18 protein-coding genes are annotated in these 17,691 nt (G+C 44.8%); 12 read left to right on the top strand and 6 right to left on the bottom strand.

Going from position 1 to position 17,691, the window contains the following annotated elements; all coding sequences use genetic code 11:
- Positions 1-109: 109 nt before the first annotated feature.
- From DW015_RS10705 to DW015_RS10695, 3 genes are all read right to left on the bottom strand, one after another.
- Positions 110-2,149 (bottom strand): zinc ribbon domain-containing protein, encoded by a 2,040-nt coding sequence (locus DW015_RS10705; RefSeq protein WP_117905625.1) that lies wholly within the window; start codon positions 2,147-2,149, stop codon positions 110-112.
- Positions 2,150-2,352: 203 nt separating this feature from the next.
- Complete coding sequence (locus DW015_RS10700; protein WP_117876272.1) at positions 2,353-2,727, bottom strand: DUF4363 family protein; 375 nt, start codon at positions 2,725-2,727, stop codon at positions 2,353-2,355.
- Positions 2,728-2,740: 13 nt separating this feature from the next.
- Positions 2,741-3,427 (bottom strand): DUF421 domain-containing protein, encoded by a 687-nt coding sequence (locus tag DW015_RS10695; RefSeq protein ID WP_117905623.1) that lies wholly within the window; start codon positions 3,425-3,427, stop codon positions 2,741-2,743.
- 112 nt (positions 3,428-3,539) lie between these two features.
- Here DW015_RS10695 and DW015_RS10690 point away from each other — a divergent pair, with 112 nt between their 5' ends.
- From DW015_RS10690 to DW015_RS10680, 3 genes are read left to right on the top strand one after another with little or no spacing between them, the layout of a single operon-like run.
- Positions 3,540-5,039 (top strand): spore germination protein, encoded by a 1,500-nt coding sequence (locus DW015_RS10690; protein WP_022288513.1) that lies wholly within the window; start codon positions 3,540-3,542, stop codon positions 5,037-5,039.
- Entirely contained in the window at positions 5,036-6,103 is a 1,068-nt protein-coding gene (locus tag DW015_RS10685) for a GerAB/ArcD/ProY family transporter (protein ID WP_117905622.1), read from the top strand. Before DW015_RS10690 ends, DW015_RS10685 begins: the two co-directional genes overlap by 4 nt.
- Positions 6,090-7,235 (top strand): Ger(x)C family spore germination C-terminal domain-containing protein, encoded by a 1,146-nt coding sequence (locus tag DW015_RS10680; RefSeq protein ID WP_117905621.1) that lies wholly within the window; start codon positions 6,090-6,092, stop codon positions 7,233-7,235. The genes DW015_RS10685 and DW015_RS10680 overlap by 14 nt, the downstream gene beginning before the upstream one ends.
- On the opposite strand, the gene DW015_RS10675 is transcribed toward DW015_RS10680, so the two are convergent.
- Genes DW015_RS10675 through DW015_RS10665 form a run of 3 tightly spaced genes read right to left on the bottom strand, consistent with a single transcriptional unit; the run spans position 7,216 to position 9,595 of the window.
- Positions 7,216-8,061 (bottom strand): RluA family pseudouridine synthase, encoded by an 846-nt coding sequence (locus tag DW015_RS10675; RefSeq protein ID WP_022288509.1) that lies wholly within the window; start codon positions 8,059-8,061, stop codon positions 7,216-7,218. The two genes, DW015_RS10680 and DW015_RS10675, sit on opposite strands and share 20 nt — an antisense overlap.
- Positions 8,058-8,891, bottom strand: coding sequence for a hypothetical protein (locus tag DW015_RS10670; RefSeq protein ID WP_117905619.1), 834 nt, complete (start codon positions 8,889-8,891; stop codon positions 8,058-8,060). The genes DW015_RS10675 and DW015_RS10670 overlap by 4 nt, the downstream gene beginning before the upstream one ends.
- A gap of 44 nt (positions 8,892-8,935) precedes the next feature.
- A complete protein-coding gene (locus tag DW015_RS10665) occupies positions 8,936-9,595 on the bottom strand; it encodes a histidine phosphatase family protein (protein ID WP_117859120.1) in 660 nt (219 codons plus the stop codon).
- 173 nt (positions 9,596-9,768) lie between these two features.
- On the opposite strand from DW015_RS10665, the gene DW015_RS10660 reads away from it, so the two are divergent.
- The 9 genes from DW015_RS10660 to DW015_RS10620 all read left to right on the top strand — a co-directional run bounded on the left by DW015_RS10660 (position 9,769) and on the right by DW015_RS10620 (position 17,648).
- Entirely contained in the window at positions 9,769-10,362 is a 594-nt protein-coding gene (locus DW015_RS10660) for a helix-turn-helix transcriptional regulator (protein ID WP_117905618.1), read from the top strand.
- Positions 10,363-10,437: 75 nt separating this feature from the next.
- Positions 10,438-11,436, top strand: coding sequence for an FAD:protein FMN transferase (locus tag DW015_RS10655; RefSeq protein ID WP_117905617.1), 999 nt, complete (start codon positions 10,438-10,440; stop codon positions 11,434-11,436).
- Between the two features lie 27 nt (positions 11,437-11,463).
- Positions 11,464-12,768: an electron transport complex subunit RsxC gene (gene rsxC / locus DW015_RS10650; RefSeq protein ID WP_117905616.1), complete on the top strand. Its 1,305-nt coding sequence runs from the start codon at positions 11,464-11,466 to the stop codon at positions 12,766-12,768.
- 14 nt (positions 12,769-12,782) lie between these two features.
- Positions 12,783-13,724 carry an RnfABCDGE type electron transport complex subunit D gene (locus DW015_RS10645; protein WP_117905615.1) on the top strand — a complete coding sequence of 314 codons (942 nt, stop codon included), beginning with the start codon at positions 12,783-12,785 and terminating at the stop codon, positions 13,722-13,724.
- Positions 13,721-14,281, top strand: a complete 561-nt coding sequence (locus tag DW015_RS10640; protein ID WP_038670797.1) for an FMN-binding protein — start codon at positions 13,721-13,723, stop codon at positions 14,279-14,281. Before DW015_RS10645 ends, DW015_RS10640 begins: the two co-directional genes overlap by 4 nt.
- Entirely contained in the window at positions 14,274-14,957 is a 684-nt protein-coding gene (locus DW015_RS10635; RefSeq protein WP_022288500.1) for an electron transport complex subunit E, read from the top strand. The genes DW015_RS10640 and DW015_RS10635 overlap by 8 nt, the downstream gene beginning before the upstream one ends.
- A 2-nt stretch (positions 14,958-14,959) precedes the next feature.
- Positions 14,960-15,529 (top strand): RnfABCDGE type electron transport complex subunit A, encoded by a 570-nt coding sequence (locus DW015_RS10630; RefSeq protein WP_117896859.1) that lies wholly within the window; start codon positions 14,960-14,962, stop codon positions 15,527-15,529.
- A gap of 15 nt (positions 15,530-15,544) precedes the next feature.
- A complete protein-coding gene (locus DW015_RS10625; RefSeq protein ID WP_117905614.1) occupies positions 15,545-16,816 on the top strand; it encodes a 2-hydroxyacyl-CoA dehydratase in 1,272 nt (423 codons plus the stop codon).
- A 22-nt stretch (positions 16,817-16,838) separates the two neighbouring features.
- Positions 16,839-17,648, top strand: a complete 810-nt coding sequence (locus DW015_RS10620) for an RnfABCDGE type electron transport complex subunit B (RefSeq protein WP_117896861.1) — start codon at positions 16,839-16,841, stop codon at positions 17,646-17,648.
- Positions 17,649-17,691 lie beyond the last annotated feature (43 nt).

The raw sequence follows: 17,691 nt of genomic DNA, 5'->3' as shown, positions 1-17,691 counted from the left end.
ATCGAATTTCTTAATAATAGTGTCCAATATGATTGACAAACCTACATGTCAGGAAATAAAAACACACGCCGCAGAAAATTTCCGCGGCGTGTTTCTTACTATTTAACTCTTATGGAACGAGAGTTGTAGTTGTTGCTTTATCCTTTGCAGATGTAGTTGTTTCTGCTACAGAAGAATCGGTCTTTGCTGTTGTTGTGGTCGTAGTTGTTGCTTCGTTTGCTGCAGCCGATGAAGAATCGTCAGTTGCAGGCTTTGAAGCCGCACCAGCCTTAGTTGTTGTGTAACCCTCGGCTTCAATTACCTTCTTCTTGAAATCTGCTTCTTTGTTGTAGTAAGATGATGAGAAGTAAGGCTCTTCAGTAAATGTTTCACCTGTTGCAACGATATTTGAGCAGTAGATCGAAGCATAGAATGAAACTGCCTTTTTCTCCTTATCTGTCTTTACAGTTATCTTGTAAAGATTGTAGAGTGCATTTGTGTTCTCCCAAGAATCATAATTCTTCTTGTTTGTGAACGCAACATAAGTGTCAACGTAATCAAAAGACTCGATAGATGTTACCTTACCGTCAAAGTCAGCAGGATATGGAGCGTAATGACCCTTTATATCCTTTCTCATATCTTCGATCTTGTCGTCGATATATGACTGATAGCTGTCCATAGCAGCCTTACCGTTGTCAGCTGTTACATATGCAGGGAATGTTTCGTCAACTGTTATTTCCTTAACATAAACAGTGTCGCCCCAATCGTTTGTTTCAGTTTTGCCGGAAAGTGTGATACCATTTCTTGCAAGTGAGGAATAAGGGCTGCAAGTTACCTTGAATGTGCCGCCGATGCCAATATAATCATCGCATGATACTGAATAAGAAACATTGTCCTTAAGAGCAGCAGGGATAGACTCGCTCTTTACTGAGTAAGGCTTTACAAATGGAACACCGCCTGAGCATTCAAATTCAAGTCCCTCGAACGGGTCGATCTCCTGAGTTTTTTCAAGACCCTCAACAGTGAAATCCTTTGTTACCTTGCCGTCCTTAACGTCGGCTGTCTTGTATGTATAATACTTGTCGTCATATTCAAACCAAGTCATGTCACCGCTTTCTTCTGCGCCATAAACGTCTATGTTAGCTGTAACAGTGTACTTGTCGCCGTTTTTCAGATCTGACTTGTAGTCATAATCATAGTAGATAAATGGATATGCTGAGTCATATGAAACGTCAGCAGAGCCGTTGCCGTCAAAGCCTGAGAACTTGACCTCAACGCCCTTGAAGAAGTCGATCTCCTCACCGTTTTTAAGATCCTTTACAGTTACCTCAAACTCAGTGTTCTTTAGCTTTATGTTCTTGTCCTTGAGAGAATCCTCGTTGTACTTTACAGTGCATTTTACCTTGTCACCGTTTTTAAGATTCTTGTTTGCTTTCTTATCAAAAGTGATCTTCAGCTTATACTCGCCATCGCTATTTGTTTTGAGAAGGGCATTTCTCATCTGCTTAGCTTCTGTAAAATCATCAGCTTTGTTAAATGCTTTTGTAAGAGTTTTCTTGTCAAGTGCAAAATACTTGCTTACCTTTGATGACTTGTCAGATGAGCTTGCATAGTCGGAAAGATCATCAAGGTCGCCAAGGTCAAGATCTGTCTCGTCAGCAAGGTCGCCGAGAGCGCTTGTAGCGTCTGCCATTGAATAGTAGCTCTTGTCATAGCAGTTAAGCTCTGCCTCAACATAGCCACAGCCGTCAATGCCCTTAAATTCAAACTTGAAAAGATCCTTTGCGTCGATCACCTGATATTTAAGAATGTTGCAAAGAATGATGATCGCAACGATAACAACGATAAGAGCCGCAGCGGCGATAAGTGTTATCTTCTTGTGACCCTTTACCCATTCGCCAAGCTTAGCAAAAGGATTTGGCTTTGCAGCCGCAGGAGCTGCTGCCTGAGCGTAGTTGTTTGCTGGTTGTGCATACTGCTGGTCATACTGAGGAGCCTGCTGCTGTACAGGCTGAGCCTGCTGAACGGGCGCCTGAGCAGGTGCTGCCTGCTGTGTGGAAATGCCTGCTTCGGCTTCCATTTCGGCGATAGATGCACCGCAGCCGCCACAGAATTTTTCTTCCGGACCTATAGGCGCTCCGCACTTAGCACAAAACTTGATAGTGTTCATTTCATACCTCCATTGATACTTCTTTTCTAAACAGGATAAAATTTTTTATCCTATTCATACATTCTAAGTATAATATTAGCAGAAAGAAAAGTCAAGAAAAACTCGTTGAAACCGCCTTGTTCTGTATGATTTTTGTAGATTTGTACAATAACGCAAGAAAAAATCATACACTTTGATAACGTTTTAGACACAATTTTTCTACATTAAAAAACCGAATATAAATGGGGATACTGAGTGTGGTATATCTTCTCTGTCCATGAGCGTATGCTCTCGCACTCTGACAAAAATTCCTCAGAGCCCTTTTCCAATAGGGCTGGGAGCTTTGCCACTGCATAGGAGATATCATCAAGTGTGCAGGATTGTGCTATATATGATATTCTTACATAATATTTATTCCAAGCCTTTTCGAGTTCTTCGAGCCGTTGGGCTGTGTCGCTGTCCTCATTTCTGTAGCTGTTTTCAGCGGCGTTCACAAGGCTTATGAACTTATCGTTTTCTTTTTTTACCGCAAATACGGAGAACACTGACATGGCGGCTATGACAGTGAGGATAATAATGCAGGCGGTCAATCTTTTCATTGTGATTGCTCCTTTATACTTTTTTCTTGCCATTGTCTTTTCTTATGACAACTATCTGCCCTGAGGGGTCGGCGGTGCAGATGTAAACATCTTTCAGGGGCATACCCTTTTCTCCTAGCTTTTTCATGAGCCACTTTTCGTCCTTGCCGATAAGACCAAGGGCGGAGTATATTATCCTTCCGTTGTCGACAACGAGCTGCGGAGGGTCGGTCTGAGATCCTTTTATGCCCATTCCGCCATTGTTCACAGGTCGAAACTGTGCTTTCTGATAGACCGATATCTTGCCTGTTGTTTCCACCACTGCAAGCTGTACCTCGTTTATATCGAATATACCCATGCTTCTTAGGGACTCCAAAAGATCGTCTGCAGAAAAACGCAGGTCTTTGAGCTGTTTTTGATCTATGATCCCACGGGACACGACTATTTTCGGAGAGCCGCATATGAGCTTTCTAAGTCCTCTGAATTTAAGCGAGCAGTGAGAGAGTATAACGTCAAGGCACACCAGCGTGAATATAGGCACTATGCCCATTGACATCGGTATAGTCATATCCTCGATAGGCAGGGTGGCGATGTTTGAAAGCAGAAGCGTTATAACAAGCTCCGAGGGCTGTAATTCGCCTATCTGCCTTTTGCCCATAAGGCGTATGCTTATGACAATGAGTATATAAAGTATCACGGCTCTGAAAAAAACTATCAGCATTTTGTTTTCCTCCAATATGGTCAAAGCTATTTTTTGCAGCTTTAATGCAGAATATTCTGATAACAGCCGCAGATAATAAAGACGATAAGAATTTTTATGTAGGAGAAACAAAATGAACACACCTGATTTCAGAAACTACAAAAACGCTGAGATAGATAAGACCATTGACGCCGCCATGACTTCCCTTCGCACCATAACAGGCAATTCAATGGATCTTAACATAATGAATGTGAAGATATGCTCCGTAAGCTGTGCGTTGGTATCCATAGAGGGAATGATCTCAACGAGCGCAATGTCAGAGCTTATTTTCAGACCTATAATGGAGCTTTCTGCACAAAAGTCAAAGGGCAATGCAGAGCAGGTATTCGACTTTCTAACAAAAGAAAGCCTGCTTGCCGCCGAGAGAAAAACGGTCTTTAATTATGGTGACGTCATACAGTTTTTGTTTTCGGGCTTTGCGGTCATATTTGTGGAGGGGCTTTCAAAGGCTGTTGTTTACGGTATCCAAGGTTACGACAAGCGGTCGGTTTCTGAGCCTGCAAGCGAGCAGACTATAATGTGCGCACAGGATTCTTTTACGGAAACAATAAGAACTAATATTTCTCTTGTGCGCCGACGAATGAAAACACCGTCGCTGCGGTTTGAGATGATGCAGATAGGAAAGCGTTCTTCCACCGACGTGTGCATGGTCTACATGAGCGACCGGGCAAGCTCAGACGCTGTGGACAGGCTGAGAAAACAGCTCAAAGGCATAAAGCTCGACACTGTTCTCACAAGCGGATATATCGAACCTTTTATCGACGAAGGCTTCGGTTCGTCAGTGTTTTCACAAATGGCTTATTCCGAAAGACCTGATATGATATGCACAAGGTTAAATCAGGGCAGGATATGTGTTTTTGTGGACGGCACGCCATTTGTGCTTATCTGCCCATCGCTTTTTGCGGAAAATTTTCAGACCATGGACGATTTTGCGGAAAAGCCTTTTTACGTCACATTTATGCGGTGGCTGAAATATATTGCGTTCTTTCTAGCGGTGGCTTTTCCGGGTCTGTATGTTGCACTGGCGAGCTTTCACCCTGAGGTCTTCACATTGAAGCTTCTTCTGAATCTTGCAGTTTCAGAGGAGTCAACGCCTTATCCGTTGACAGTGGAGGTGCTTGTGCTAATGCTTCTATTTGAGATAATGAAAGAAGCGGGCTTGCGGCTTCCAAAGCCTGTGGGAAGCACTGTTTCTATAGTGGGCGGTCTTATCATAGGCGACGCTGCCGTAAAAAGCGGACTTGTGTCCGCCCCTCTGCTTATAGTGGTGGGGATAACCACAACATCATCGTTCGTTATACCGAGCCTTTATCAGCAGACGGCTATATTAAGGCTAGTGTATATCCTGGTGGGCGGCGGCTCGGGGCTTTATGGCATTGCACTTTGCACTGTGCTTTTGATGATAAATATAAACTCCATGGACGACCTTGCAGTATCTTACACCGCTCCTGTTACGCCATTTTTCTCAAAGGGTATAAAGGACGTTATTTCAAGGCGGAGCTTTCGGTCATATGAGAAAACTCACAGCACCATTAAAGAATACAAGCTTGACGAAAAGGGGGGAAGCCAATGAAAAAGCTTACGCCATCGCAGTTTTTTGCAATGCTTATCTGCACAAGAGCCTTTTCAATGATGACATTTCTCCCTGAAAGCACCGCAAACGCTTTGGAGCTTATGCTTGGAACAGTGCTGTCTACAGTTTTTCAGATAGTTATAATATGCGGTATGGCGGCTTTCCACAAGCGCTTTCCTAATGATGACCCATGCACCCTTGTGGTGAGCCGTTCAAAGTGGGCAGGCAGGGGAGTTTGTACAATGTATCTTGCATATTTTCTTACAGTGTCATTTTATGTTATCGGCACCTTCACTTATTTTATGGATTATTATTTTTCTGATTATATACCACGGCTCATGATAGTTCTCAGCGTTGCCGCCTGCGGGATATATGTTGCAATGTCAGGTCTTGGGGTCATAGGAAAAACGGGAACAGTGCTTTTTGTACTTTTTCTCTTTGTGACATCTATCCTTGTTATAAGCTCTCTTGAAGATTTCACATTCGTTGATTTTCACCTTGCGGAAAGAAACGTTGGAAAAGGCATTTTTCATTCTGCTGTCAGCGAGCTTGCAAGAAGCTCTTATCTTGCAGTGATAGTTTTTCTTTTACCCTCAATAAAGGGCAATGCAGCAAAAACGTCTATGTATTTTCTGTTCACAAGGCTTGCCCTTGTTGAAATAGTCTTAGGCTTTATCACAATGATACTTGGAGATTACACTCTTCTTGCAAAACTGCCATTCTTCGCACTTGCGGCATTTTCACGCACTGCCATAATAGAACGCTATGACGCCGCTGTTATGGGCGTGTGGGTAATGCTCTCGGTATATAAGCTGGGAGTATATTTCCATTGTTCAGGCAGATGCCTGAGATATGTTTTTCCTAAGCTCGGTTCTGGATCGGGCGTGATAATAACAGCGGCGATTCCTGCGGTGGCAACGCTCTTTTGGCTTTTGCCTCACAAGTGGGAGAGCATCGCATACGCAGGGCTCAGCCCTATCCCACTCATATTTCTCGGAGGCGTAATACCGCTTCTATGCCTGATATTTGTGAAAAAGGGGGCGAGATCTGATGAAAAAGCGTAAGATACAGGTGGCTGTTGTGCTTTTTATCGCAGCAGTGACGCTGTTGTTTTCTTCTTTCGGCAGGCAGGTGGATATCGAGGAGCGTGTTCTTTGCCACGCCATGGGCGTTGACTATGAAAACGGGGAATACAATGTGTCATTGCAGGTCTTTAAGACCCAGAGTATGGGTTCTGACACTCCTCTTGATGTGAGCCAGTCCAATATACAGACTGTCAATTGCAAAGGCAGGAGTATCCGAGACGCCATTGAGGGCTGTCAGTATCAGATAGGCAGGGAGATCTTTTTTGGCCATCTTCAAATAATATGCTTTAATAAAAATATAGATCTTTCCTCTCCGGAGGAACTGTTCTCTTTTGCTATAAAGGACAAAAATGTTTTTCTTGGAGTGGAGCTTTGCCTGGCGGAAAATACCGCAGAGGAGCTTATGAACGTTCAGCTAACAAGGGGAACGATGTCCTCAGAAAACTTCACACAGGTCATAAAAATGGGTGTGAGAAACGGCATAACGGTGGAGTGCCGCCTTATCGATCTGCTTTCCTGCATAAGATCACCGCAGTATATCGCAATGCCGGTTATCTCTATCAAACAACCGCTGGGAGATTTTGCGGAGAGCCATGAGGAAAAGTCAGCGGAACAGCAGGAGCCGCTTTTGGAAATAAAAAAGACCGCCCTTATACGAAAAGGTACGGTGCTTGAGAGCTATCTTTCCCACGCTGACGCATCAGGCTGTCTGTGGCTCACGGGAAAGGCAGAGCAGTATTCTGATATTATCGAATATAATGGAAGCCCCATGGACGTTAGGATAACCTCTGACAGCCACAGCCTGAAGCTTGATAACGAGAACGGCAGGCTCGTATGCAGATTGAAGCTCACTGTTCTTGCGCACACTTCGCTTGATATCCGTGACGAGAAAAGCTCAAACGAGGTGGCGGCACTTGTGCAACAGCGTCTTGAAGAAAACATCACAGGGGTGTGGAACAAAGCCCTGTATGAGAACAGGACGGATATTTTTGATGTGTGGCGGCTTTTCCGTCACAAATATCCGCAAAGCTATCTGAAGTATGCCGACCGCCTTGATGAAGTGCTAGGCTCGGTGGAGCTTGAAACGGATATCACCTGTCGGGTGTCATAAGACAGAGCATATCCTCGGGAAGCGGTGCGGTAACAGTCACTATCCTGCCGTTTTCGGGGCTTTGAAAAGTCATTTTCTCGCAGTGGAGAGCCTGACGGCTTATAAGAGGGCTTGCCTCGCCATAAAGGTCATCACCCAGGAGAGGATAGCCCATAAAAGCCGAGTGTACTCTTATTTGGTGCGTTCTGCCGGTTTCAAGAAAGAAGTCCACAAGAGAAAGATCTCCCAGCCTTTTGCGTACAAGATAATCCGTTGCGGAATATTGTCCGTCAGCCCTCACACAGCGTTTTATTATAGTTTCCTGCTCCCTTGCGATAGGCGCACAGATACGCCCGCCGCAGTGGGGCAGGTCTTTTATTATTCCAACATAGGTCTTTTCAAAGCTTTTTTGGAGCATTGCGGCGCTTCGCTGACTTTTTGCCACAAGCACACAGCCACTCGTGTTGCGGTCAAGGCGGTTGACAGGTCTAAAAGCGAGGCTTGGATAAAGTGCGGCAAAAAGATTTCCCAGCGTATCGTCACGATGCTTTATTGACGGGTGGCAGGGCATAAAAGGCGGCTTTGAGAACACCACCACCTCGCTGTCCTCATAGAGGATATCAGCTTTCAGGTCAGGATTAGGGTCAAGAGCTTCACCGTCACCCTCGTTTATCATGATGATGTCATTTTCATATACAAGGTCAACAGTGCGGATAAGGACGCCCTTTCTTGTCATGCCGTTTTCAGTGCGTTTGAGCCTTGTTATGAGCCTTTTTGAAAAGCCCCTTGAACGCAGTACACATTCAAGGGCTTTTTCATTTTCTTCTTTTGTTATTGTCACAGTCATTTGCTGTATTTCCTCCAGCGCTTTATCATTGACGGCATTTTGTCCTGCCAGTAGCTTCCCATTATATCCTGCAAAAACACTATATAGCTTAGTCTGAAATATGGATAGATGATAAAAACAGGATATACTAAAAGAAGTGCGGGGATATACATAACAAAGCTCAGCAGGAACGAGATATATCTGCCATGCTGACCGTCCATGAGCCTTACAGAAAGATCGCAGGCGTCAAAAATGTTTGTGCGTGGGTTTAGAGTCATTATATATGGCGCAAGGGCAAGGGATATCCAGTAATGCACCATAAGTCCGAAAAACACAACAGACAGACCAAGTGAGAACATGAAACAAAGAAGACCTGCGGAGGTAAGCTCGCTGAGCTTGCATACCCAGCCCCAATAATACACGCTGTAGGTTGAGATAGCGAAAGGTACTGCGGAAAATAATTTCAGCGAATTAATTATAATGGAAGAAAACATGGTGTGGGAATAATATACATAAGAATGTGAGTTTATATACTGCCTCGAACCCACATAGCTGTCTGCTCTTGCAATATCAACAAAAAATCTGCGGACAGTCCACATTTCAAAAGCTGCAAAAGGTATAATGACAATGAGGTCAAGAAACCAGAATAGCCTTACGGAAACATGATCTTTTATTCCCTGCCACGAGAAAAAGTACTCCCAGCCGATGCGTTTGAAAAGCATAAAAAGGGCAAGCTCGCACAGACCAAGAAATACAAACACCGCAAACAAAAATGCCGTGAGCGATACGCAGTTTCCCATGTTCTGGCTTATATTTTTTCTTGCCGATAGTTTTATCTCTTTGTTTGTCAAGCCTTTTCCCCCCTCGTTTCTGTTTTTAATGTTTACTTATCCTCTTAGTCGGTATAATAATCCTCAACAGTGTAATCAGGCATTTCCTCATATTTTGGCGGATATGTTCCTATTACCTCGAAAGCGTTTGAACGCTGCCACATGGAAGCTGTCACCATGACTTCAAAGCCCTCGCCGAAATCGCAGGCGTAGTCCATAGGCTTCCTTTTCGGCACGCCGAAGCCTGCCAGCATATTCATTATAAGACCTCCGTGGGTGCAGACCGCAACATTTGTAAGACCCTCGTACATCATATCGGAAATGATGATGTTCAGAGCCTCATAACAGCGGTTTATGACATCTCTTGTTGATTCGCCGTTCGGCGGAGGATTGTCAAGTCCTCCTTTTATGAACTGCTCATAATCAGGGTCGTTCATAAGCTCATCAGCGGTCTTGTTCTCAAACTTGCCGAAGTCCATTTCACGAAGCTCGGGCATCTCAGCCACAAGCCTGTTAGGCTGGAGTATAGATATAGTCTGTTTGCACCTTTTTAAAGGCGAGGTGTAGACCTTCTGCACCGAAGGGTAATCATACTTTTCTATCTTTTCATAAAGCTGGTCAGCACCCTCTCTGCACAGCGGCAAGTCGGTAGTGCCGATATAACGTCCGTCAAGATTTGCCTGCGTCATTCCGTGACGGATAAATGCTATTCTGTAGCCTTTCATATTTAAAATACCTGCTTTCTTTTTCTTTTATGATAAGTGCTTTAAAACCTGCACAAATTTTTTTCACTTAAATACGTCATTTTATAGATTTTATATTTACAAATACATAATTTTATAGTATAATAGAATAATGGTTGAAAAACCAATATGATTTTATATATGGGAGATATTACATGAGCAATGACAGCAAAGATGAGCTGACTCTCAGGATAGGTGAGAAGCTTACCGCCGCGAGGATAGAAAGCGGCTATACACAAAGCCGAGCGGCCAGAGCAGTCGGCACCAGCCAGTCTTGCATATCAGCCGTTGAACACGGCAAAAAGCAGAACGTCAATATCATCATTGCTCTTATAAAGCTTTACGGCGCTTCCTATGAAGATGTGTTCGGTTTAGTCAAGGTCAGAGAAAAAAACTCTGCGTTAGGCTGTCCGGACGAGGGAAGCGAGCTGCTGAGGGAGCTTATAAAAGACAGCGGCATAAAGGGTCTTGAAACTCAGACGGACATGGCTGTGAAAATATGCACCTATATGCTTTTGAGAAAGCTTTACTCTGAAAATCCTCACAACTCCCAAAAGCTTTTTGAGCTTGACACTGAGGAAACCATGGAACGCTGTGTAAAATATCTTTCCGCTCAGCCTAAAGACCTTGACAGGATCCTTGGTATGGCAGGAAAAAAGGTGAACAGGCTCGAGGTTTCAGTGGGGAAAAATCCTGAACTGAGGGCGTTTATCAAAGAGTGCGAACACATTTTGCTCGCTTGCACATAAGAATTTTGATACCGATGTTATCATACTTCGGATATTATAACACACTTTTCAACTAATTTCAAGTGAGGTATAAAAATGAAAAAGCCTGAAAGGCGGCTGTTTGTATCGGTAGCGTGTGCGGCGGCTCTTATGGTGTGCGGAGCGGTGATGATGCACTTAGATAAGAAGCCAGATGAAGCGACATTTTTTGCCATGGATTGTCCCTGCACAGCGGCTGTTTACGGAGGAGAGGCAGAGCAGGTGAAAGAGCGGATAAAGGCTTTGGAAAAGCTTTATTCGCCTTATGAGGAAGGCTCGGAGTTATCACGGCTCAATGAGAGCGGCAGGCTTGAGCTTTCTGAGGAAACTGCACAGCTTATAGAAAAGAGCATAGAGCTTACAAAAAAATACGGCGGAGCGGATATTTCCGCAGGGGCAGTGACGGAACTTTGGAACGTTACCGATGAAGAGCCGAGAGTGCCTGAGCAAAGTGAGATACAGACTGCTCTTTCCGCTGTGGGATATGAGAATATAAAGCTTTCGGGGAGCGAATGTGTCCTTGAAAACGGCACACAGATAGACGTGGGCTGTGACGGAAAGGGCTTTGCCCTTGACGAAGTGAAAAAGCTTTTGGATAGTGAAAAAGCCGATTGTGCGGTGGTGAGCTTTGGCTCGTCAACGCTTCTTTACGGGCAGAAGCCGGATAAAACAGATTTCAAGGTTGCGGTCACAGACCCTTTTGATAACGATAACACCTGCCTTAGCTTCACAAGCGGCGGCGGATTTGTTTCCACTTCCGGGGGATATGAGCGCTATTTTGAAGCACAGGGCAAAAAGTGGAGCCATATTTTTGACCTGACAACAGGCTATCCATGCGAAACAGACCTTGTTTCAGTCACTGTGATAGGGCAGAGCGGCATTGAAACGGACTTTCTGTCTACCTGTATTTTTATTGGAGGAAGCGGTGAGCTTGACAGGTGGCTCGGTGATGAAGATATAGAAGTTATCGCCATCGATGAGAATGGCGTAGTTTACTGCTCTGACAGTATAAAGAGCAGGATAAGTATAAGTGATGATAAATTCAGGTTTGAATAGTCATAAAGTATGATAAGGGGGAAATTTATGAAACTCAACAGCATTTTTCTTTCCCACAAAAAGGGGACGGAAAACAGCGAAACTATCGCCATGCCGCTGCCTGCAAGAGTGAAGATATCCATGTCGCAGCACATGGGAGCACCTTGTGAGCCGACAGTTGCCAAGGGTGACAGAGTGCTTGTGGGACAGGTCATAGGCGAGAGCAGCGCTTTTATGTCATGCCCTGTTCACTCGTCTGTGTCAGGCACAGTGGCGGCGATATCCGAACTGCTCACAGCAGGCGGAAAGGTGTGCAAAATGGTGGAGATCGACACCGACGGAGAGCAGGAGGTATCACCTGACGTAAAGCCGCCTGTTATAACAGACAAGGCGAGCCTTTGCGAAGCCGTAAGGCAGTCAGGCTGCTGCGGAATGGGCGGCGCAGGCTTCCCGACGCACATAAAGCTCAACTTTGACGAGAACAAATACAAGGTCGATACTCTTGTTATAAACGCCGCTGAGTGTGAGCCTTACATAACAAGCGACTACCGTGAGATGATGGAGAACGCTGACGATGTTATGTGCGGAATAAAGCTCGTGCGTGATATGCTGGGGCTTAAAAAGGTCGTTATCGGTATCGAGGACAACAAGCCACAGGCTATAAAGCTTATGCGTGAAAAGTCGGCTGATGATGAAAGTATCGAAGTAAAGGTGCTGAAGTCATGCTATCCTCAGGGTGCAGAAAAGGTGATAATATTCAACGCCACGGGACGTGTAGTTGGCGAGGGTCAGCTTCCGTCAGATCAGGGCGTTATTGTAATGAACGTCACCACAGCAGGCTTTATCGGCGAGTATTCCAAAACCGGTATGCCGCTCATATCAAAGCGTATAACTGTTGACGGTGACGTGGTATCTACTCCATGCAATGTGAAAGTACCTATAGGAACTTCTGCGGAGGATATACTGAAATTCGGTGACTGCGATAAAGAAAAGGTTAGAAAAGCCCTTTTTGGCGGTCCTATGATGGGAATGTGCCTTTATGAGCTTGACACCCCTGTGACAAAGACCACAAACGCCATTCTTGCATTTGGTGAAAAGGCTGATAAGAAAAAGGGTATCGAGGACAGGTGTACACAGACAAACTGCATAAAGTGCGGAAGATGTATCTCTGCTTGTCCGCTGAATCTTATGCCTACAGAGCTTGAAAAGGCTTATGACAGGCGTGACAAAGAAGCTCTTATGAAGCTCAAGGTGGGTCTTTGCATGAACTGCGGCTCGTGTTCATACGTCTGTCCTGCAAAGAGAGATCTTGCAGAGAAAAATCAGCTTGCAAAAGCTTTCATAAGAACATAAGGAGGTAAGAAAATATGGAAAAAATGCTTGTCAGCCCTTCACCTCAGATAAGGGATAATATTTCTACCTCTAAGGTGATGACCCATGTGCTCATTGCTCTTTGCCCTGCACTTGCAATGTCTGCCTATGTTTTCGGCGGACGTGCGCTAATGCTCACTGGCTTCTGCATGATAACGGCACTTATATGGGAAAGGCTTTGCAATCTTATAATGAAAAGACCAGATTCCACAAAGGACGTTTCGGCACTTGTGACCGGTATGCTTTTAGCGTTCAATCTCCCTGTGACAATGCCTTATTGGCAGGCTGCTATCGGCACATTCGTTGCTATCGTAATCGTAAAGCAGCTTTTTGGCGGACTGGGACAGAATTTTGCCAACCCTGCTATCGTGGGAAGAATAGTTCTTATGCTTGCATTCACAGGCAACATGACCCATTGGGTAGTGCCTTTCTATGACCCTGACAGTATCGTAACAGGTGCAACACCTCTTGCGGTGGCACATTCCGCCCCTGCCGATTATCTCGATCTTTTCCTTGGAAAAGTAGGCGGCTGTCTTGGCGAGGTGTCTGCGGCGGCTTTGCTCATTGGCGGCATATACCTTATAATGATGAAGATAATCTCTGTACATACCCCTCTTGCATTTATAGGCACAGTTTTCGTGTTCTCATATCTTTGCGGCGAGGACGGCATCTATCAGATACTTGCAGGCGGCGTAATGCTCGGTGCATTCTTCATGGCAACTGACTATGTTACAACTCCTGTTACAAAAACAGGAAAGGTGATATTCGGCATAGGCTGCGGTATCATCACTTGTGTGATACGCTTCTTCGGCTCTTATCCTGAGGGTGTTTCATTCTCAATACTGCTTATGAATATACTTACACCATATATCGACATGATAACAAAAACAAAGCCTTTAGGGGCTGTAACAAAGAAGAAGGAGGCGAAGTCTGAATGAAAGATAAAATAATGCCTCCATTGGTGCTGACTATAATATGTATAGTTGTCAGCGGACTTTTGGTGCTTGCCTATAATGCCACATATGTTGACAATACAGGTGTTCTTACAGATGATATGAAAAAGGGCTGTGAGGAGATATTCGGCAAGGGCGATTATGAGATAATGCTTGACGGCGAGGGTGACAGCAAGACCCCTGTCACATTTGATACAGAGGGCGTGAACTCCATTATCACAGATAAAGATAACGGAAGATGCGTTATCGAGATAACTGAGGACGGCTATTCAAAGGGCGGACTTCATCTGCTTATTGGTATAAACAGCGAGGGAACTATCGAGGGGATAGAATTTCTCTCTATAGGCGAAACTCCGGGTCTTGGCACAAAGGTGCAGGACGATAGCTTTCTTTCAAAGCTAAAGGGCTTTGGTGTTGACACTGATGAAAATTCTATCGACAATGTTACCGCTGCCACCTATTCTTCAAAGGGAATGAAATCTGCGTGCAAAAAGGCTGTGAAGCTTTTTGACGAGCATAAGGAGGAGATACTCAATGGCTGAGAAAAATTCTAATCTGTATGAATTTACAAAGGGTATCATAAAGCAAAACCCGACGCTTGTTACGCTTCTTGGTATGTGTCCGACGCTTGCGGTCACAACAATGGCGAAAAACGGTATCGGAATGGGACTTGCCACAACGTTCGTGCTTGTCTGCTCAAATTTTGTTATATCCCTTTTGAAAAACGTTATACCAAAGGCTGTAAGACTGCCTTGCTTTATCGTAATAATCGCAGGCTTCGTTACTCTTATCGAGTTTCTTATGAAAGGCTATATACCTGAGCTTTACAGTGCATTAGGCGTATTCCTGTCACTTATCACGGTAAACTGCATTATCCTCGGCAGAGCGGAGGCTTTTGCCAGCAAGAACAAGATATTCCCGTCCATACTTGACGGACTTGGAATGGGTCTTGGATTTACACTTTCACTTTTCACAATGGGATCTATAAGAGAGATTCTTGGCACAGGCTCATGGTTCGGCTTCAAGATACCTTTCCTGTGCGACGATCCTATGACAGTGTTCATCATGCCGGCAGGCGGATTTTTCGTGCTTGGCTGTCTTATCGCACTTGTGAACAAGATAGCGAACAAGAAGCCGCCAAAGGAGATATCCTGCTCAGGCTGTCCAAATGCGGCTTTGTGCAAGGGTCAGTGCAGAACAGAGAGTGAGGAGGCATAAAAATGAGCTACATACTTATACTTATCGGCTGCGTGTTCGTAAATAACGTTGTGCTTTCTCAGTTCATGGGAATATGTCCTTTCCTTGGCGTATCAAAGCAGATGAAATCATCTGTGGGAATGGGCGCAGCGGTAATATTCGTTATGATATGCGCAACAGCTATCACATATCCTGTATACAGACTTCTTGAGCATTTCGGCATAGAGTATCTAAAAACAGTGGCATTCATACTTGTTATAGCAATGTTCGTTCAGCTTGTTGAGATAGTCATGAAAAAGATGATGCCGCCTCTCTATAAGGCACTGGGCGTTTATCTGCCTCTTATCACAACCAACTGTGCAGTTCTCGGTGTTACTATCGGAAACATAGACAACGGCTATAATTTTCTTCAGTCCCTTACAAACGCACTTGGAACAGGACTTGCATTTACTCTTGCTCTCTTGCTTTTCAGCGGAGTAAGAGCAAGGATAGAAAGCTGCGATTTTCCTGAAACTTTCAAGGGCGTGCCTGCAACGCTCATTGCGGCGTCTATCGTTTCGCTAAGCTTTATGGGCTTTTCGGGAATAATCTGATAATAATTTATCGATATGAAACGATCAAGGGTTGAATTTACAAAGCCGATGAAAAAGACCCACACTATATTGATACCATCAATGCTTGACTTCCACTTTCCGCTGCTTAAATATGCATTTCTTAGCGGCGGATATAAGTGCGACGTTATCGGGGTGAACGAATACAGTCGGTCACAAATGATAAACGCAGGCTGGGAATATTCAAATAATGATGTCTGCTTTCCCTGCAACCTCATAATAGGACAGTTCATATGTGCATTGAAAAGCGGCAAATATGACACCGCAAAAATAGCCCTGCTGCTGCCTCAAACAGGAGGAGGGTGCAGAGCGTGCAATTACATTATGCTGCTGCGAAAAGCTCTTTTGAAAGCCGGTCTGCAAAATGTTCCTGTGGTGTCACTTAATGTCAGCGGCGTTGAGAAACACAGCGGATTTTCCATAACGCCTAAAATGGTGCTGACGGCTTGTGCAGCAATCTATTACAGTGACTTGCTTTTGTATCTTTATAATGAGCTTTCACCCTATGAACTAAAAAAGGGTGAAACGCTTGATAAAGTCCGCCTATGGAACAGCAGGCTGTCACGGCTCTTTGAACATGGCAAAGCAGCCGATCCGATCTCAATGTGCGTCATATTCCGCAAGATATGCGAAAGCTTTGCTACAATAAATTGTGATAAAAGCAGATCGGTCAAAAAGGTCGCCGTAACAGGGGAGCTTTACATAAAATTCTGTGCTCTCGGCAACGGCGAAACGGAGAAATACCTCCGTGATCTCGGTTGTCAGATATATATGAGCGGCTTTGTTCCATACATAATGTACCTTGCCGATTCCTTTACAAATGATGATAACATTTACGGAAGAAAAACCTTGGCAGGTGTGGGAGCAAAAGTCCTTATTGCCTATATGAAAACGCTTTGGTGTAAAATGAATTCTGCACTTGTACAAAACGGTTTCGAGCCTATGGAAGACTATAGATCCTTGAAAAGCTACGGTGAAAACTTTGGCTGCCTTGGCGAAACAATGGGGGACGGCTGGCTTATCGGTGCAGAAATGTGTTCAGCGTTGAAGAACGGCTGCAAAGGTGTTGTGATGCTGTTGCCGTTTGGCTGCCTTGTGAGCCACACCTGTGCAAGAGGCATAATAAAGCGTATAAAAAAGCTCTACCCAGACAGCATCATAACGGCGGTCGATCACGATTCGGGAACAGCGGACGTTAATATCAAAAACCGCATTAAGATGACCCTTGATTTTATGGATAATAATATAATGAAACACAACAAAAACTGAAATTCTGAAAGAGGAGAATGATATGGAATATTTGATCCCTTTGGCTATATTTGCCGCTTTGGGCATATTGGCAGGCGTTCTGCTGACGGTGGCTTCAAAAGTTTTTGCCGTTGAGGTGGATGAGCGTGTTGACGCTATCGCAGAAGCACTTCCGCAGGCAAACTGCGGTGCTTGCGGCTTTTCAGGCTGTGCAGACTATGCCGACGCTATCGTGAACAAAGGTGCGGAATGTAACCTTTGCCGTCCGGGAGGCGAGGCTGCTGCAAAGAAGATAGCCGAGATAATGGGCGTTGAAGTGACTGTAACAGAGCCACAGGTGGCTTTCGTGCGCTGTTCGGGAGATTGCTCTCATACACCGCATAAATACGATTTTGACGGCATTCAGAGCTGTGCGGCGTGCAACAGGTTTTATGACGGAAGCAAGCTTTGCACAAGCGGCTGTTTGGGCTACGGTGATTGTATCAAGGTCTGCTCTCAGGGGGCAATATCTATCGTTGACGGCATTGCCGTTATCGACAAAGCAAAGTGCATGGGCTGTGGGCTTTGCGCAAAAGCCTGTCCTAACGGTCTTATCGCAGTGAGAAGGATCTCTCAGGCTGTGGATATCTGCTGTTCATCAAGAGATGTGGGCAGAGTGACAAGATCTGTTTGTCCTAACGGCTGTATAGGCTGTAAGCTGTGTGAGAAAAACTGTCCGTCAGGTGCCGTTACAGTGCAGAACAACCACGCTGTTATCGACTATGACAAGTGTACAAACTGCGGAAAGTGTGCAGAGGTGTGCCGTGTCCACGCTATCAGGTCTATCATGGGCGAAAAAGTGGAAGTGCAGTAAAATATTTTGATTTAAAGGCTCTCTTGACGTTTATGCGTCAGGG

The organism is Ruminococcus sp. AF37-20 (assembly GCF_003460465.1).
Classification (GTDB): Bacteria; Bacillota; Clostridia; order Oscillospirales; family Ruminococcaceae; genus Hominimerdicola; species Hominimerdicola aceti.
This window is presented reverse-complemented; position numbering and strand designations above follow the sequence as displayed.

What these genes read in the sequence shown, in the direction of transcription:
- DW015_RS10705 (WP_117905625.1), bottom strand. Translation starts at nt 2,149, where the DNA reads ATGAACACTATCAAGTTTTGTGCTAAGTGCGGAGCGCCTATAGGTCCG.
- DW015_RS10700 (WP_117876272.1), bottom strand. Translation starts at nt 2,727, where the DNA reads ATGAAAAGATTGACCGCCTGCATTATTATCCTCACTGTCATAGCCGCC.
- DW015_RS10695 (WP_117905623.1), bottom strand. Translation starts at nt 3,427, where the DNA reads ATGCTGATAGTTTTTTTCAGAGCCGTGATACTTTATATACTCATTGTC.
- DW015_RS10690 (WP_022288513.1), top strand. Translation starts at nt 3,540, where the DNA reads ATGAACACACCTGATTTCAGAAACTACAAAAACGCTGAGATAGATAAG.
- DW015_RS10685 (WP_117905622.1), top strand. Translation starts at nt 5,036, where the DNA reads ATGAAAAAGCTTACGCCATCGCAGTTTTTTGCAATGCTTATCTGCACA.
- DW015_RS10680 (WP_117905621.1), top strand. Translation starts at nt 6,090, where the DNA reads ATGAAAAAGCGTAAGATACAGGTGGCTGTTGTGCTTTTTATCGCAGCA.
- DW015_RS10675 (WP_022288509.1), bottom strand. Translation starts at nt 8,061, where the DNA reads ATGACTGTGACAATAACAAAAGAAGAAAATGAAAAAGCCCTTGAATGT.
- DW015_RS10665 (WP_117859120.1), bottom strand. Translation starts at nt 9,595, where the DNA reads ATGAAAGGCTACAGAATAGCATTTATCCGTCACGGAATGACGCAGGCA.
- DW015_RS10660 (WP_117905618.1), top strand. Translation starts at nt 9,769, where the DNA reads ATGAGCAATGACAGCAAAGATGAGCTGACTCTCAGGATAGGTGAGAAG.
- DW015_RS10655 (WP_117905617.1), top strand. Translation starts at nt 10,438, where the DNA reads ATGAAAAAGCCTGAAAGGCGGCTGTTTGTATCGGTAGCGTGTGCGGCG.
- rsxC (WP_117905616.1), top strand. Translation starts at nt 11,464, where the DNA reads ATGAAACTCAACAGCATTTTTCTTTCCCACAAAAAGGGGACGGAAAAC.
- DW015_RS10645 (WP_117905615.1), top strand. Translation starts at nt 12,783, where the DNA reads ATGGAAAAAATGCTTGTCAGCCCTTCACCTCAGATAAGGGATAATATT.
- DW015_RS10640 (WP_038670797.1), top strand. Translation starts at nt 13,721, where the DNA reads ATGAAAGATAAAATAATGCCTCCATTGGTGCTGACTATAATATGTATA.
- DW015_RS10635 (WP_022288500.1), top strand. Translation starts at nt 14,274, where the DNA reads ATGGCTGAGAAAAATTCTAATCTGTATGAATTTACAAAGGGTATCATA.
- DW015_RS10630 (WP_117896859.1), top strand. Translation starts at nt 14,960, where the DNA reads ATGAGCTACATACTTATACTTATCGGCTGCGTGTTCGTAAATAACGTT.
- DW015_RS10625 (WP_117905614.1), top strand. Translation starts at nt 15,545, where the DNA reads ATGAAACGATCAAGGGTTGAATTTACAAAGCCGATGAAAAAGACCCAC.
- DW015_RS10620 (WP_117896861.1), top strand. Translation starts at nt 16,839, where the DNA reads ATGGAATATTTGATCCCTTTGGCTATATTTGCCGCTTTGGGCATATTG.